Here is a 15856-nt window from a genome sequence, read left to right as displayed (position 1 = left end):
CCGTTGAGCGACAGTAATGTTCGCGCCAAGGTCGCAATAATCGGGTCCGGGAACATCGGCACCGACCTGATGGTCAAGCTCCTGCGGCGCTCCCGGTCCCTCGAACCAGCCGTCATGGTCGGCATCGATCCACACTCCGACGGTCTCCGACGTGCGGCGGCCCTCGGGGTTCCGACGACACACGAAGGGGTCGAGGGCCTGCTGCGCATGCCATGCTTCGACGACATCGACATCGTCTTCGACGCGACGTCGGCGAAGGCGCACGAACACAACCACGCCCGGCTCGCACCGCTGGGCAAACGCATGATCGATCTGACTCCCGCCGCGATCGGTCCCTTCGTCGTGCCCGCGGTCAACCTGTGCGATCACCTCGACGCCCCGAACGTGAACATGGTGACCTGCGGTGGCCAGGCCACCATTCCGATCGTCGCCGCCGTCTCGCGGGTGGCGCACGTGGCGTACGCCGAGATCGTCGCCTCCATCGCATCCCGGTCGGCGGGCCCCGGCACGCGGGCCAACATCGACGAGTTCACCGAAACCACCTCACACGCAATCGAAGTGGTAGGCGGCGCCGAGCGCGGCAAGGCGGTGATCATTCTCAATCCGGCGGAGCCGCCGCTGATCATGCGCGACACGGTCTACTGCCTGGTCGAGGCCACCGACCCCAGCAGCCACGAGCAGATCCGGGCATCGATCGCGAACATGGTCACCGACGTCGCGGCCTACGTACCCGGCTACCGCCTCAAACAGGAGGTCCAGATCGACGCGATTCCCTCCGACCAGCCGGTGCACACCCTGCTGGCCGACCGCGCAGACCGGATGCCCACCCACCGGGTCTCGGTGTTCCTGGAGATCGAGGGCGCCGCAGACTATCTGCCCGCCTACGCCGGGAACCTCGACATCATGACCTCGGCGGCCATCCAGGTCGCGGAGCGAATCACACAGTCGCAGAAGGAGAATGCCCGATGAGCCCGACCAGCCTCTACATACAGGACGTCACTCTGCGCGACGGCATGCACGCGGTTCGCCATCGGATCGCACCCGAGGACGTCGGCACGATCGTGGCAGCTCTCGACGCCGCCGGCGTGGACGCCATCGAGGTCGCCCACGGTGATGGTCTCTCGGGCGGATCGGTCAACTACGGTCCCGGCTCGCACAGCGACTGGACGTGGCTCGAAGCGGCCGCCGCCAATATCCGGCGGGCTCGCCTGACCACGCTGCTGCTCCCCGGAGTCGGCACAGTCGACGATCTGCGCCACGCCTACGATCTCGGCGTCCGATCAGTGCGCATCGCCACCCATTGCACCGAGGCCGACGTTGCCGCCCAGCACATTTCGATAGCTCGCGCAATGGGCATGGACGTCGCGGGCTTCCTGATGATGAGCCACATGGCGTCGGCCCCGGATCTGGCCGCACAGGCCAAACTGATGGAAAGCTATGGCGCACATTGTGTCTACGTCACCGATTCCGGTGGTCGGCTCACCATGGACGATGTGGGCGCACGCATTCGGGCATACCGCGACATTCTCGACCACGGGACCGAAATAGGCATTCATGCCCACGAGAATCTCTCGCTGTCGGTAGCCAACTCCGTCACCGCCGTCGAGCACGGCGCCATCCGCGTCGACGCCTCGCTCGCCGGACATGGCGCAGGTGCCGGGAACACTCCGATCGAGGCATTCATCGCGGTCGCGAACCTGCTGGAATGGCAGCACGGCTGCGACGTCTTCGCCCTGCAAGATGCGGCCGACGATCTCGTTCGCCCGCTTCAGGATCGGCCGGTCCGCGTCGACCGGGAGACACTGACTCTCGGCTATGCGGGCGTGTATTCCAGCTTCCTGCGGCACGCCGAGGCCGCCGCCGAGCGATACGACGTCGACGCGCGCACCCTGCTCATGGAGGCCGGGCGACGTGGACTGGTCGGCGGTCAAGAGGACATGCTCGTGGACATCGCCCTGACCATCGCCGGCGCACGGCGCCCGGCCTGACGTCGGGCCGGTCGGCGGTGCACAGCAGCCGGAGCAGGATCGCGATCACCGCGATGTGGCAGGTGAGGATGCCCGCCGTTGGTCGCGGCGGCCGGATCTACATCACCGCGCCGGCGACCGACCGACCGACCGGCCCAAAGCCTTAGGGCGCAATCAAATTCGATGCACCCGGAACGCCAGCAGCGTGCTGTCTGCCACACCTCCAGCATCTATACGGAGGCGTATATCCGGGCTTAAGCTTCGGGTTGAACGGTCCCGTATAACGCCCTGGAGGGTCGACATGGAGCAGCAACGCGAGAATCGAATGATCAAATGGGCAGGCGTTATCCTCACGTTCATCGGTGCCGGACACCTCACTGTCGGGCTACTGCTGAGTTCGGCGTCCTTCGGGGACTGGCTGTCGTTGCAACTGTGGGGCCACTGGTGGGAGGACACCACGTCGGCCAACGCTTTCTGGGCAAACCCAGCCGGTTTCGGCCTGCCCCTCACACTCGTCGGTTTGCTCGTGGTGTGGATGAATCGAAGAGGCGTCGTTCCACCGGAATTCCTCGCCTGGACGGTTCTCACCTGGGGCACCGTGTGCGCGGTGATCGTCGAGCCGACCCCGGCGCCGCTGGTGGTAGCCGCCGCCATTCTGCTCCTGCGCGGCATACGCAGCACAGCCTTCGAAAATCGCTCACCGTTTCACGTCCCCACTGCGTGATCGGGCCAGGCGACGTAGGAGTCGTCGGCTTCGTAGCCGGCCAGGATCCCCCGCGCCGGTCAGTGCCGCGATCGCCGATGGGTACGAAGAGATCCATGCTCGGCTTGTAGCGGAGTTCGGTGGTCCCGCCGCCGTCGCCCTATGGCACCGAACAGGCGAGCTGCCAAGGCTGCCAAGCGGTCCCCAACACTGGCGCCGACATCACCGCCCACTACCTCGACCGGACAAGTGAAGCCCCCGATTCCACGACCGCGCTTGTCCACAGCGAAGACACCGGTGGAAGGATGGTCCCGCCCCAAAACTATCCCCAAGAATTCCGGATGACGGTAGGTGGTCCCGCGCGACCGAACCGCCGGTAGCACCAGGTCGTCGACCACCAATAACTCGATCCCGGAACCACCCACCATCACCTGAACATGAGCGCCACCAGCACATCGACAGAAACTCTCTACCAGCGGGTTCGGGGTTCGAGTCCCTGATGGCGCACAATAAGGAAAAGACCATCCAGGTGGATCGCCAGGGTGGTCTTTTTGCGTTACGGCAGCGAGCGTTTCGGCATCACCTGCCGATCAGATTCGACCGGCGGGTATCGAAGGCGAATGCAGCGAGGTTGTAGCGCCGCGGCATCCGGCGAACCGCGCTGGTACCCGGCAGCTGTCGCCGCGAATTCCAGCGCGCGGCGGGTGTTCTGGGTCGTCGGTGCGTCCCACCGCAGCCGGCTGTCACACGTCGGCCGGGACCGGCGGTCGGCGGTGCGCCCACGGTCGGGCCGCCTCGAGCTGGGCCGACAGTGACAGCAGCTGGGCCTCACCCGCCGGGCGGCCGGCGAGGGTGACACCTACCGGGAAGCCGTCTTCGGTCCAGTGCAGCGGCAGCGACGCGGCCGGCTGGCCGGTGACGTTGAACAAGCCCGCGTATGGGCTGACCTCGCCCTGCCTGGCCAGCTCGACCAGCCGGTCGTCGGGAGCGGTGAACCAGTCCGGTGACGGCGGCAGTTGGGCCAGGGTGGGGGTGAGGATGGCGTCGTAGGGCGCGAACGCCGTCAGTGCCCGGCGGCCGCCCAACTGCAGCGTCGCCAGGGCCGCGAACAACCGTTCACCGGTGACCTGGCGGCCGAACTCGCGCCACCAGCGGCTGATCGGACGCAGCAGCTCCTCCCGCTCCGGCGGCACCTGGTGGTGCAGTTGCTGGATCGACCACACCACCGCGAATGCCTCGGCGACCGCCGGTTCGGCCGGGTTCTCGATCTCGATCACGTCGTGCCCGAGGCCGACCAGCAGGTCGATCGCCTCGCGGTAGGCGCGGGCGGCCTCCGGTCCGGCGCCGGTGGCGTACGCGCCGATCCGCAGCCGGCCCGGCTCGGCGTCGGCCGCGGCGAGGTAGGTCTGCCCCGGCGGCAACTGCTGCGCCCGGTACGGGTCACCGGTCTGCGGGATCGCCAGCACGTCCAGGAAGGCTGCGGCGTCGCGGACCGTACGGGCCAGCGGCCCATGGCAGCTCAGGCCGGTGACGTCGATCCCGTTGGGGCCGTTACTGACTCGGCCCCGCGACGCCTTCAGTCCGAACAGCCCGCACGCCGACGACGGGATCCGGATCGAACCGCCGCCGTCGGTTCCGTGCGCGACCGGCACCAGCCCGGTCGCCACCGCCACCGCCGCGCCACCGGACGAGCCGCCCGCGGTGCGGGTGCGGTCCCACGGGCTGCGCACCGACCCGGTCAGATCGTTGTCGGTGTACAGGCCGGCCGCGAACTCCGGCAGATTCGTCTTGCCCAGGCTGATCAGGCCACCGCGCCGCAGCAAAGCCGTTCCCGCAGATTCGATCTCGGGCCGGTGGTCCCGGAACGCGGCCGACCCGAACGTCGTCGGCGTGCCCGGCACGCCCAGCTGATCCTTGATCGCGGTGGGCACCCCGGCCAGCGGTGAGGCCTGCTCGAACTCCGAACCGGCGAAGGCGCGTGCCGCCGCCCGCGCCTGCTCGACGGTCACCGTCAGGAACGCGTGCGACTCCGGATTCAGCCGAGCAATCCGCGCGAGGTGATGCTCGACCAGCTCCACCACCCCGACCTCACCGGACCGCACGGCCGCACCCTGCTCCAGCGCGCTCAACTCATGCAACTCCGCCATCACAACCACACCGATCCCGAGGAACCTCGCTCCGAGCCATCGAACCGCCCCATGCTGCACCGCTCCTGGTCGGGCGCCCAGGTATTCGCCGACCGTGATCGCAACCCCGACGCCAGGTCGAATTCGCGGGCAGCGAAGGCCGCCGTCCCCGTGTCGCCGATTCGACGCTCACACGCTGACCCGTACCACGCTCAGACGCCGATCCCAGCCGAGTCCCTGATGGCGCACAGTCCTTGTGCCACAGCGCGAATCCACTTGGACGACCGAACCGAACCCCGGTAGCCTCTGGCCAGAGGTTGCAATTCGGCCATATCGGGCCAGGGGGATGTGGTAGGGGTGGACATCGTCGACAGCGGGCCCTTGCGGTCCGAGATCGCCGCGTTCTATTCCGGTTTCGGGCAGGCCGATGTGTTGCGGGCGGCGGTGCGCGACTCGTTGCTGATCGTGCCGATCACCTCCGACGACCGAGTGTGGACCTCCACCGTGCGCGGGGTGCGCTGGATGACGGCGTTCACCACTCTCGCCGAGTACGCCGCGTTCGAGAACGCACGCGGAGTCGACGCGGACGCGGTGTACCGCCATCACACCGTGCGTGGGCGCTGGCTGGTCGACTACGCCGAACAGCGCCCGGATCCGACCGGTGTTCTGGTCGATATCGCGGGTGCGCGGCCGATGGCGTTCCCGCCGCGGGTCGACGAGGCGGAGGGCCCGGCCGGTGTCTGATCAATTGAACGTCGACCCTGAAACCTTGAAGCAGGCAGCCGAGGGAATCACCGGCATCATCAAAGACCTTCAGGACATCGGCACCAAGGACACCGCCGCCTCGGGACGGGGATTCTCGCAGATCGCGTTGTCACAGCAGGACACCGGGAAACTCGCTGTCCAACAAGCCTTCTCCGATTTCGCGGACCGCTGGTCGTGGGGTGTTCGGACCTTGGTTCAGTCCGCCAACTCCCTCGCGAAGTCCGCCGGGGTGGCGGCGGGCCGCTACCAGCAGCAGCAGGACACGGTGTCGAACGCGTTGAAGGAACTGGTCGCCGACGCGACCGGCAACCCGCACCTGACGACCCAGCAGATCGACGCCCAGTCCTGGCAGGACATTCTGACCAATCCGATCAACCAGCTTGCCCACCCGGACTATTCGTCGACCTCGTTCGACCAGGCGTGGCAGCAGATGAAGCTCGACGAACAGAAGATGAACGTCGCCGCCAACAGCAATGTGCTCGGACTGCCCAGCGGCTGGCATACCGGGGTGATGGACCAGGCCGCCCAGATCCAGGCGAACGCGGCGAAGAAGTAACCGGACACGGTTTCGGCAGTGCGACAAGGCTTTCGGGGGATGGATAGCTGATGGGGTGGATGGACGACCTCGAGTCGTGGACGGACAAGGCCGTCCACGGTGTCGAGAGTGCAGGGGCGAAAGCCACCGGCGCGCTGGCCGATGCCGCGTCGTGGATCGGTGATTCGGGTGACGCGGCAGCCCTGAACTGGTTGTCGCGCAACCTCGCCGACGCCGCCGGTGACGAGATCCCGGAAAAGCAACTCGGTGAGACGAAGGATCCCAAGGAACTCGTCCACGGCGACGCGACCGCGATCGGCAAGGCCGTCGGCGAGCTGCGCAAGATGCAGACCTCCACCGACGAGGCCGGCACCGCGCTGAAGAAGATCGACACCGCCGACTGGACCGGCGAAGCGGCGGATTCCTTCCACACCGAGTTCGGTAAACACCCGGCGCTGTGGGGAACGGCGTCGGACGCGATGAAGAAGGCCGCGGACGCGCTCGATGCATGGGGTCACGAGGTCACCGCGGCGCAGAAGAAAGCCGGCCTGGCCGTCGACCTCTGGGACCAGGCCGACAAGGACAAGAAGACCAAGACCGACTGGTGGAACTCGCAGTCCCAGGCGTACAAGGACAAGCATTCGCTGGCATCGATCGACTCCTGGTCGACGACCTACCAGGATGCCCGCGACATGCTGGGCGGCGCCCGCGCCGACCGGGACAATGCCGCGAACACCGCAGTGACCGCGCTGCGCGAGGCGATGAACGAAGCACCCGAGGTGCCGTCGTTCACCGATCGCATGAAAGCCGATCTCTCGGATGCCTCCGATGTCTGGCAGGACTTCCAGCTCGACTTCGATTCCGGACTGCTGTCCTCGGTCGGTGGGCTGGTCCAGTTCGTCCGCCAGATCGACCCGACCGACCCCTACAACCTCACCCATCCGGCGCAATACGTCACCGGGCTGACCGACCTGTACGCCGGAATGGTCGTGGCCGGTTCGGATCCCGGCGCCGTCGTGTCGTCGATGTGGAACGACGCGACCAACGATCCGGGCCACGCGCTGGGCAACCTGACCGGTCAGGTCGTGATCGGCCTCGCGACCGGCGGCGGGACCGCGGCGGAGACCGTAACCGCCGAAGTTGCCGACACCGCAACCGAACTCAGCACCAACGCGGCACGGGTCGCGGCGGAGGACGCTTCCACCGCGGCCGATCAGGCGGCAGTGAACGCCACCCGCGACGTAGCGGCGGCGGCACCGAAACCGGAGATACCCGAGGCCCAGCCGGACCTCGGCTCGAGCCCGGCAGCCGACACTCATCCCACCTCCGCAGCTCCTGGCACCGAAGCGCCGACAGGTGCTCCCTCACCCAGCGGGGAGGCTCCCCCGGCCGAAAATGTGCCGGGCGATACACATTCCGGGAGTACCGACACCGGTGCACCGAACAACGCACCGGCACAGCCTGATTCACCGGCACCCGGCGGGGAGACACCCGCACCGAACCCGGATCACTCCGCAGGCACGGATCCGGGTGCGTCGACAGACATGCCCGCACATACTGATTCGCCTGCCCCAGGGTCGGACGCTCCGCCGCCGAATGCGGATCGTCCGGTGAGTTCGGATCCGGGTGGACCGACCGAGGCTCCCGCACAGCCTGATTCACCGGCACCAGCTTCGGACAGTCCCGCACCGAACGGCGAGCAACCACAGGTGCCGGACGGAAGCCGTCCCACCGAGCCGTCCCTCCCCGCAGACACCATGCCGGGTTCCGAGCACCCGGCCCCAGCCTCGACCACCGAACCGGTTGCGCCCCACGACTCGCCGCATCCGACGGACGGATCGCCGTCGCCTGAACACCCCGCGACCGGAGACAACCCGAGTGCCGGCGAGCCGGCCAAAGACCCTGCCCACGAGCCGTCGACGCCGGAAACCCGGAACGCAGTCGACCAGGACGCCAATTCGGTTGCCCGCGACAACAATCACGAGACCGACCGATCCGACGACCAGACCCCGACCTGCAAGGACCCGGTCGACATCGCGACCGGCGAGTTCCTCCTACCCGAAACCGATATCGACCTGCCCGGTGTACTGCCGCTACGGCTGGGCCGCCGGCACCGCTCGAGCTACCGGTTCGGCCGCTGGTTCGGCCGCTCCTGGTCCTGCACGCTCGACCAGCGCATCGTCGTCGAACACGAGGGCGTGACCTTCCTCGGCGAGGACGGCATCATGCTCGCCTACCCCCACGCCGCGGTCGGCGAGGCGGTCGTCCCGGTCACCGGCAACAAGCACATCACTCTCACCCGCACCGAGACCGGCGGCTACCGGATCCACGACGAGCACCGGGAACTGGTGTGGCACTTCGCCCCCGAGCCGGGTTTGGACTCCTTGGATTCCCGTCTCGGCAATTACGCCGTCTCAGCGATCACCGACCGCCATCGCAACCGAATCCGCTTCCACTACAACAGCAACGGCGAACCCATCGAGGTCAGCCACTCCGGTGGCTACCGCGTCCTGGTCGACGCCGACAACGGACGCGTCACCCGCCTCGCCATCGTCGACCGCGGCACGCCGGTCATGGTGCGTGAATTCACCTACACCGCAGGCGAACTCACCAGCGTCACCAACGGAGTGGGAGCCCTCACCCGCTTCACCTACGACGAACACCACCGCATGACCTCCTGGACCGACTCCAACGGCAACCAGATGGTCAACACCTACAACGAAGCCGGCCAGGTCATCCGCCAACGCGGCATCGGCGGCGTTCTCGACGCCGACTACGACTACCTCCGATTCGCCGACGGCACAGGCTCTCTCACCACCGTCACCAGCACCGACGGCGGCGTCGACACCTACGGCTTCGACGAAGACCTCCGCCTGCGCGACCACGTCAACCCGGTCGGGGCGCGAACACATACAGACTACAACAGTGAACGCCGGCCGCTGCGAGTGATCGCGCCGGACGGGGCAGTCACCAGCTACACCTACACCGGCGATGGGGACGTAGCGCAGATCACTCGGCCCGACGGGGCAACGATCCGCGTGGAGTACGGCACACGCGGAAGGCCGACGAAGATCGTAGATGCCGACGGAAGCATCAGACAGCAGGAGTGGACGAAAAACGGCGACCTCGCTGCGGTCGTAACGGCGGACGGTGCGCGTACCGAATTCGCTTATCACCCAACTGGTGCCCTTGCCGCTACTACAGATGCGATCGGCGGCCGTACCACCGTCGAAGCCGACGGCGCAGGTCTGCCAGTAACGATCGTAGACAACGCGGGTGCGGGAACCTACGTCGAGCGCGACGGTTTTGGTCGTCCGATCACCGTTGCCGACGCTCTCCAGCAGGTCACCCGCTACGAGTGGTCTCCTTCCGGGAAGTTGCTGCGCCGCACCGACCCCGACGGCAACAGCGAAACCTGGACCTACGATGGGGAGGGCAACCAGCTCACCCATACAAACCGCTCCGGCGGCACAATCAGTCTCAGGTACGGCGCATTCGACCAGTTACTATCGCGCACAGATTTGGACGGGTCCGTCACCCGTTACTTGTGGGACCGCGAACGACGGTTGACCGGTGTAGTCAACCCGCTGGGACAACGCTGGACCTACGAGTACGACCGCGCGGGGCAATTGAAGGCCGAGACCAACTATTCCGGCGCCACCATCGCCTACCACCACGACTCGGCAGGCCGTGTTGCGGCGACCACCGCCGCGTCCGGCATCACCAAACAGCACACTTACGACATACTCGGCCGTCTGACCGACATCACAGCCACCACAGGCGAATACAAGAAATTCACCTACGACCGGGTGGGCCGAATCCTCACCGCAATCTGTGGTGTCGACAGCGAACCGATCCACACCCTCATCAACAGCTATACCTCCGCCGGCCTGCTCGAGACTCAGCAACTCGACGATCAGCAGCCGATGCGCCACGAGTACGACAGCCTCGGACGCCGCATCCGCCGGATTACGCCATCCGGAGGTGTATCAGGCTGGACATACGACAGTATTCACCGCATCCGCGCACTCGACGCCCATGGCCACCGCATCAATTTCAACTACGACCGTCTCGGCCGCACGACTGGCTGGCGCATCGGCGAACTCGACATCCATAAGACGTTCGACCCTGCCGGCCGGGTGGCATCCCAAACAGTCACTGCCTTCCCCGCCAGTTCTCTGGACCTCAACTTCGGCGACGCACCACGGCCGGCACCCTCGACCGTCCGTCACGATGAATACGCCTACCGCCCAGACGGTTACCTCACAACACACACTCTCCGATTGCCTGAGAAAGAGCCCGAGGAGCGTCGATACGAAATCGACTCTCTTGGCCGTGTGGCTACCATCCACAACAACAGCGCCCTGACCGAGGCCTATGTATACGACCCGCTGTCCAACATCACCCGATCGCTTCCCGAACCACCTGACGCCAGTTCCACGCAGGTCCCTATGTCCTCTGCCGATGATCCAGACAACGACGGCAAGCGTGAATACCACAACAACCTGCTCATTCGATCTGGCCGAAACCGCTACTACTACGACTCCGGCGGCCGTCTGATCCGCCGGGTTACAAAGCGCCTGTCACGAAAGCCAGCGATATGGCATTTCCGCTACAACGCATTCGATCAGCTCATCGATGTATGGACGCCGGATGAACGATGGTGGCGATATACCTATGATGCACTCGGCCGCCGAGTGTCGAAGCAGCATCTCAACCGCGACGGCATTTCAGTCCAGCGATTCGAATACATATGGGACAACACGCGACTAGTTGAGGAACACGGGGACAGCTCATCGACCGAATGGGCCCATCTACCACACACCCATATCCCAATTACCGAACGTCGAAGCACAAATGGGACCAGTACCGGATGCGCGATTGCCGCAGGACTGAGCGGCGCGCCTAATGCGCTTATCGACATCAACACAATGACCGTCATGGGAACATCGCGCGCCGATCTGTGGGGCGATACCACATGGCAGGGGACAATGGGTTCAGCAATTAGGCTTCCTGGTCAGTTCTACGATTCCGAATCCGGCTTGCACTACAATCTTCACAGATTCTACGATCCTGGCAGCGGACGTTACTTGACCCAAGATCCGCTTGGCCTTTCTCCATCTTCGAATCCGTCAACGTATCCACGAAACCCTCTGCGATGGTGTGATCCACTTGGACTTGTACCGAACGAGTGCACCCCGACCGTCAATGGCGGAAGCTGGGACCCGAACGAGTCTCCATATCTGTACCGGGGAGTTCCGTACGGAGATCAGGGCAGCATGTTCCCGCACTGGCAACGCGCGTACGAAAACGCCCAGAACGGGATTGCAGAGCCCGTAGGTGGCGAGATCACCGATGCAGGTCTACATGCAGGCGGCAGAACCGACAGCATCTTCACGTCGTGGACAACCGATTACGACACCGCACTAGCGTTCAGCCAGGATGGCGCCGGCCCCGGAATCGTTCTGCGGATACCAAATGCCGACGGTATAGGCTACGCGCGCGTTCCGGGTGTATCGTACGCATATCAAGAATATGAAGTTACCATCGAGGGCACCGTCAAGGGTGCCGAAACGAGCTACTTGGGAGGACCGTGGACAGAAACGAAATAGAGCGTATGATTTTGGACGCCAAAAATCGAGGGGTGATAGATAAGGGCGCAGCCGATTCACCCGAGGACGTCGCACGCTTCGAAATCGGCGTTGTGCCGCGCGTGAAACTTCTAGGGATTTATACGAAACGATTGAACCGAACCGGTAACGACGAAGAGTTGAAGGCATTCACTCTGTCCCTGGTGCACCTTCTGGAAAATTATCCCCACGATGATATATCGTGGCTGGAAATTATCGATACCTCTGGTAGATCTCGTAACTTCCTAGCAGACAGCACTACCGGAAATATTCTGTTTCACATGAAAATTCTCGACAGGCCCGCTCAGCCGTGACATGCGCGCCGGAACCACAGTGTTATAGCTGGGCCAGCTCAAGGCGATGGACAGATTGAATAGAAATTGAGGGGTGGGTTCGGGGTCAAGTTGCCGATTACGATTTCGTGGACGGCTTCGGATGGGTCCCGCTTGCATATCGGCGAGCATGCGAGAGAGAGTCTTTTTCTGCGCTCGCAGACCTCGAGGAGACTATCACCCTGATGTCGATCGTCTACCGGGTCACCGGAGGCCCTGTCGGGCTGTATCCCGAGACTCTGGATCCGGAAACGACCAGGTCGTTTCTGGCGGTTCCATGACGGCCGCTGGGGGAGGTGTGCTCGAGGCACTGACCGCGCAAGTGCTTGCGCACGATTGCGCGTACGTCATCGTGCGGTGCGTGGCCGGCGCTGTTCGCTGCGGCGACCTGATAACCTTCGGCCGAACCCTCCAGGGAGTGGAATCGCCGGATTTGAATATTCGAGTAGCAGCTATTTACATGTATGGGCGCCCGATGGACTTCATAACTCCACCGATCAGTGCACGTGTCAAGCTCATCGGACCAGATGCCGGGGCAGTGGCCGATTTCATCCGGCTGAACACCGCATCGAGGCGAGGCACACCCATGGTAGTGGGCTAGATGCACCCGGCCTGTCACAAGTACTGATTGTCAACAGTCCACAAATTCTGGTTTCTCTTCCCCCGCACCGAATTCTAGGATTCATCGACGTGAACCGGACGGCTCACGATCGAATGCACTCAGAGAAATACAAGGGAATTCGTATGGGACGCACAATGAACATTCTGTCGTGAGTGCTGCGGCTGCGATCGGGGTCTGTTCGCTGCCGGGGCCGCGGATGCGCAGCCCGTCTCGCTGACCTGGAACGACAACCAGTCGCAGTTCTCCCGCACCATCAGTAACGGCACGCCCGCGGTGGGTGACACGATTACCGTCAGCACCACGTTCTCTCGCGTGCAGTCCCCCGCGGTGACGTACAACTGGTTCAAGGACTTTCACCCCACCTGCCTCACCTATGTTCCCGGGTCGGCCAAGCTGACCGACGCGGCCGGTGCTCACCAGGTCGAGCCGTACATCGAGATCGCCCCCGGCTACATCGCGGCCGACTTCTACACCCTCGGGCTGAAGGTGGTCTCCGATGTCGGCCCTACCAGTGTCGCGCCGGTCTTCAGCGCGCAGTACAAGGTCGGCTCCTGCACGCCCGGCACGCCCATGACCACCGGTATCGCATACGCCCAGGCCCAGTGGGGTACTGCCGACGACTCCACCGAGGGCCCGTCGATCACGGTCGGCGGGACGACCGGTGGCGGAACCGGTGGTGGCACCGGGAGCAGCGGCCTGACCGGGCTGCTCGGCGGCCTCGGCTCGAGCGCGTAGCGGCCGATACAGACAGCGACGGCCCGCGATCTCCTGGCAGGAGATGGCGGGCCGCCATGCGCTCGACTGAATCGATTCACCTCCATCGGGAAGCTTTGTAAGCTTGATCGCGTAGGTTGCGGCAGAAGGGCACCGAGAGTGGCGGATCGGCTGGCTGTCGACCTCGACGATGTGATGCGGATCGCCAGGGAACACGTGGCGCTGGCCGACACTGTTTCGGAGTCCTTGCGGCAACTGAAGGCCGGGCTCGCGCTGCGGGGCGAGCCGTGGGGTCGCGATCGGCCCGGCCAGACCTTCGCGAAGTCCTATCTCCCGGCTCTCGCCCAACTGGTCGACGGGCTGCAGACCGTGACCGCCGGGATCCGCGCCCAGGGCGAGAACCTGGCCGGGGCCGCACAGGCTTTGGTCGACCAGGACGTCTCGGGAGCAGCGACGATCGAGAACAGTCCACCCTCGACCACCGACTCACCGTCCCTCTCCGGCGCGGCCGAGCCCGACACAACCACTCCTACTGCCGCACAATCACTCTCAGCTGAACCGGTCGCGGCGCAATCGCCGCACCCGAGTACAGCCGGCTCGCTCACTCCCACGGTCGCGGGAGCCGACGCCCAGCCGCAGTCCAGTGCCGCCGTGCCGAAAACCACATCGCCACAACCACAACCGGCACCGCAAGTCGCGCGACCACCATCCGGAAACCCACCCAGCCAGCCGCCGGACCGGCCGCCCCAACCCCTGGATCGCACCCGGGCACCCACACCGTCGCCGTGGGAGACCCCGAGCCGGGGCGTGCCGACACCGCGCACCACACCTCCGGCGCCGGCAGCCGCGGTAACCGAGCCGATGAATCTCCCGGCATCACCGACCCCGCCGCAGGGTGCGACCGTTCACCCGTCACCCTGGTCCGCACCGCGCGGTGCGACCGCCCCCGGGCCGGGGCAGCCGCGTCCGGGCGGCCCGGCCGAAGAGCCGGAATCGTCGCCACGCGGTCCGCACGGAAAAGGGAAGCGCGACAAGCCTGGACAGAGCTCGAAGAAGCCAGGCAAGAGTTCCGCGGCGCGGATCCGGTCGCTGAGCGAGCGACATGGGGTCGCACTTTCCGGGTTCGAGGCGCCGGATGTCGATGACGCCGTCCGCACCGAGTTCGCGGCCGCTCTCGAGGATGTGCTGCCTCTTTATCCGGCGATCGATCTGCGTGCGGCGACGATCGCCGAGTTGCCGGATGGCCGGATATCCGCCTCGATGTGGAATTGGGAGCCGGGTCGGGCCGGTCCGCACCCGTATACAGCGCGGATCATGTTGGCCGCGAACGCTGCTCGCGATCCGCGGCGGTTGGCCGAGCGCGTCCGCGCGGCCGTCGCAGACCACGAGCTGGTCGCGGGATCGGAACAGCGGCCGGTGTACTGGGCAATCGTCAGCGAACTGGGACACGCACTCGATGTCGCGGGAGGTTTCCGGGCCCGGCAGGCCGCGCAACGCGCGCTGCTGACCGACTTCCTGCCCACCGTCAGCACCGCGGACGGCCGGCGCACGACCCTCGACTCCTATCGAGATTGGCGCAGAAGCGGTTTGAGTGGCCGCGCCTTCGACGGTCGGCGCCTGCACCCGGGCAACGCTCTCGCCGACGCATTCACCCAGGTACACCTGCACGGCGACAACGCCTCCGCGCCCGCCCGGGTGCTGTACCGCCTCCTGGTCGGCGCGGCCGATCCGGAGCAACGCCTACCTCTGGTGCTTTCCCGGCATACCCCGGGAAGACCTATATCGCGCTGACTGCCCGCAGCACGTTCGCCGCGGCTGCTTCGAACTGTCGCACACCACCGCTGGTCCTGGCGATGAGCATCGCACCCTCCAGACAGCTGATGATCAACTGTGCGGCCTCACGCAGTGAGCCGTCGGCTCGCACGGTCCCTTCCCGACGTCCTTGCGCCAGAACGCTTTCCAGCCATTGCTCGTTGCGAGCGAAGAACCGCACGACCGCGTCGCGCACCGGCTCCGGCAGCGTGGCGTATTCGGCGGCCAACATCCCGCACAGGCACATCCGCCCCTCACTGAGCACCCCCACATACAACTGGACATACCTGTCCAGCCTGCTATGGGCGGGCTCGTCGTCGAATGCCGCCAGGGCGCCGAAGAAGCGGGCAGCGTAACGCTCGATCAGCGCCTGACCGAGCGCTCCTTTGCCGGGATAGTGATAGTGCAGGGCGGCCTTGGAGATTCCCAGCTCAGGAGCGATGTCGGCATAGCTGAAACCATTGAAACCCCGGGTCTGGGCCAGTCGCTCCGCGACGTCCAGAATCCGCGCCGCGGTACGGCGGGTGTCATTCTCCCTGGGCACATCTCCTCCATGGTGGGAACCCCATCCTATCCGCAACCTCTGCCTATAATTTCATTCACCTGCCACTTACCTATTGGTAAGTAAGTGGGATGTTCCGGCTGCTGCG

Annotated in this window: 11 protein-coding genes; 9 read left to right on the top strand and 2 right to left on the bottom strand. The window is 65.3% G+C overall.

Annotated features, from left to right (window positions below; translation table 11 throughout):
* The first annotated feature begins 3 nt into the window (after window positions 1-3).
* The 3 genes from EBN03_RS11815 (at window position 4) to EBN03_RS11805 (ending at window position 2691) form a co-directional block, all read left to right on the top strand.
* Entirely contained in the window at window positions 4-969 is a 966-nt protein-coding gene (locus tag EBN03_RS11815) for an acetaldehyde dehydrogenase (acetylating) (protein ID WP_267899279.1), read from the top strand.
* Window positions 966-1988 (top strand): 4-hydroxy-2-oxovalerate aldolase, encoded by a 1023-nt coding sequence (dmpG, locus tag EBN03_RS11810; protein ID WP_122188035.1) that lies wholly within the window; start codon window positions 966-968, stop codon window positions 1986-1988. Before EBN03_RS11815 ends, dmpG begins: the two co-directional genes overlap by 4 nt.
* Window positions 1989-2268: 280 nt before the next feature.
* The gene (locus EBN03_RS11805; protein WP_122188034.1) at window positions 2269-2691 is read left to right on the top strand and encodes a DUF6463 family protein; all 423 of its coding nucleotides are present in this window, start codon (window positions 2269-2271) and stop codon (window positions 2689-2691) included.
* 722 nt (window positions 2692-3413) lie between these two features.
* Here the strand turns inward: EBN03_RS11805 and EBN03_RS11800 are convergent.
* A complete protein-coding gene (locus EBN03_RS11800) occupies window positions 3414-4817 on the bottom strand; it encodes an amidase (protein ID WP_122188369.1) in 1404 nt (467 codons plus the stop codon).
* Window positions 4818-5153: 336 nt separating this feature from the next.
* Here EBN03_RS11800 and EBN03_RS11795 point away from each other — a divergent pair, with 336 nt between their 5' ends.
* The 6 genes from EBN03_RS11795 (at window position 5154) to EBN03_RS11775 (ending at window position 15185) form a co-directional block, all read left to right on the top strand.
* Complete coding sequence (locus tag EBN03_RS11795; RefSeq protein ID WP_122188033.1) at window positions 5154-5540, top strand: SseB family protein; 387 nt, start codon at window positions 5154-5156, stop codon at window positions 5538-5540.
* The gene (locus tag EBN03_RS11790; RefSeq protein WP_147471543.1) at window positions 5533-6117 is read left to right on the top strand and encodes a type VII secretion target; all 585 of its coding nucleotides are present in this window, start codon (window positions 5533-5535) and stop codon (window positions 6115-6117) included. The genes EBN03_RS11795 and EBN03_RS11790 overlap by 8 nt, the downstream gene beginning before the upstream one ends.
* 59 nt (window positions 6118-6176) lie before the next feature.
* Window positions 6177-11708, top strand: coding sequence for a putative T7SS-secreted protein (locus EBN03_RS11785; RefSeq protein WP_158675599.1), 5532 nt, complete (start codon window positions 6177-6179; stop codon window positions 11706-11708).
* Window positions 11690-12040, top strand: coding sequence for a hypothetical protein (locus EBN03_RS33685; RefSeq protein WP_147471542.1), 351 nt, complete (start codon window positions 11690-11692; stop codon window positions 12038-12040). The genes EBN03_RS11785 and EBN03_RS33685 overlap by 19 nt, the downstream gene beginning before the upstream one ends.
* 913 nt (window positions 12041-12953) lie before the next feature.
* On the top strand, window positions 12954-13415 hold the full coding sequence (locus EBN03_RS11780; protein ID WP_122188030.1) for a hypothetical protein: 462 nt from the start codon (window positions 12954-12956) through the stop codon (window positions 13413-13415).
* 138 nt (window positions 13416-13553) lie between these two features.
* Window positions 13554-15185, top strand: coding sequence for a hypothetical protein (locus EBN03_RS11775; protein ID WP_122188029.1), 1632 nt, complete (start codon window positions 13554-13556; stop codon window positions 15183-15185).
* On the opposite strand, the gene EBN03_RS11770 is transcribed toward EBN03_RS11775, so the two are convergent.
* Entirely contained in the window at window positions 15172-15750 is a 579-nt protein-coding gene (locus EBN03_RS11770; protein ID WP_158675598.1) for a TetR/AcrR family transcriptional regulator, read from the bottom strand. The two genes, EBN03_RS11775 and EBN03_RS11770, sit on opposite strands and share 14 nt — an antisense overlap.
* Between the last annotated feature and the right edge of the window lie 106 nt (window positions 15751-15856).

Origin of the sequence: Nocardia stercoris, assembly GCF_003696265.1 — a bacterium.
Lineage (GTDB): Bacteria > Actinomycetota > Actinomycetes > Mycobacteriales > Mycobacteriaceae > Nocardia > Nocardia stercoris.
The sequence above is the reverse complement of the archived record's forward strand: the minus strand, read 5'-3'. Positions and strand labels throughout refer to the sequence as shown.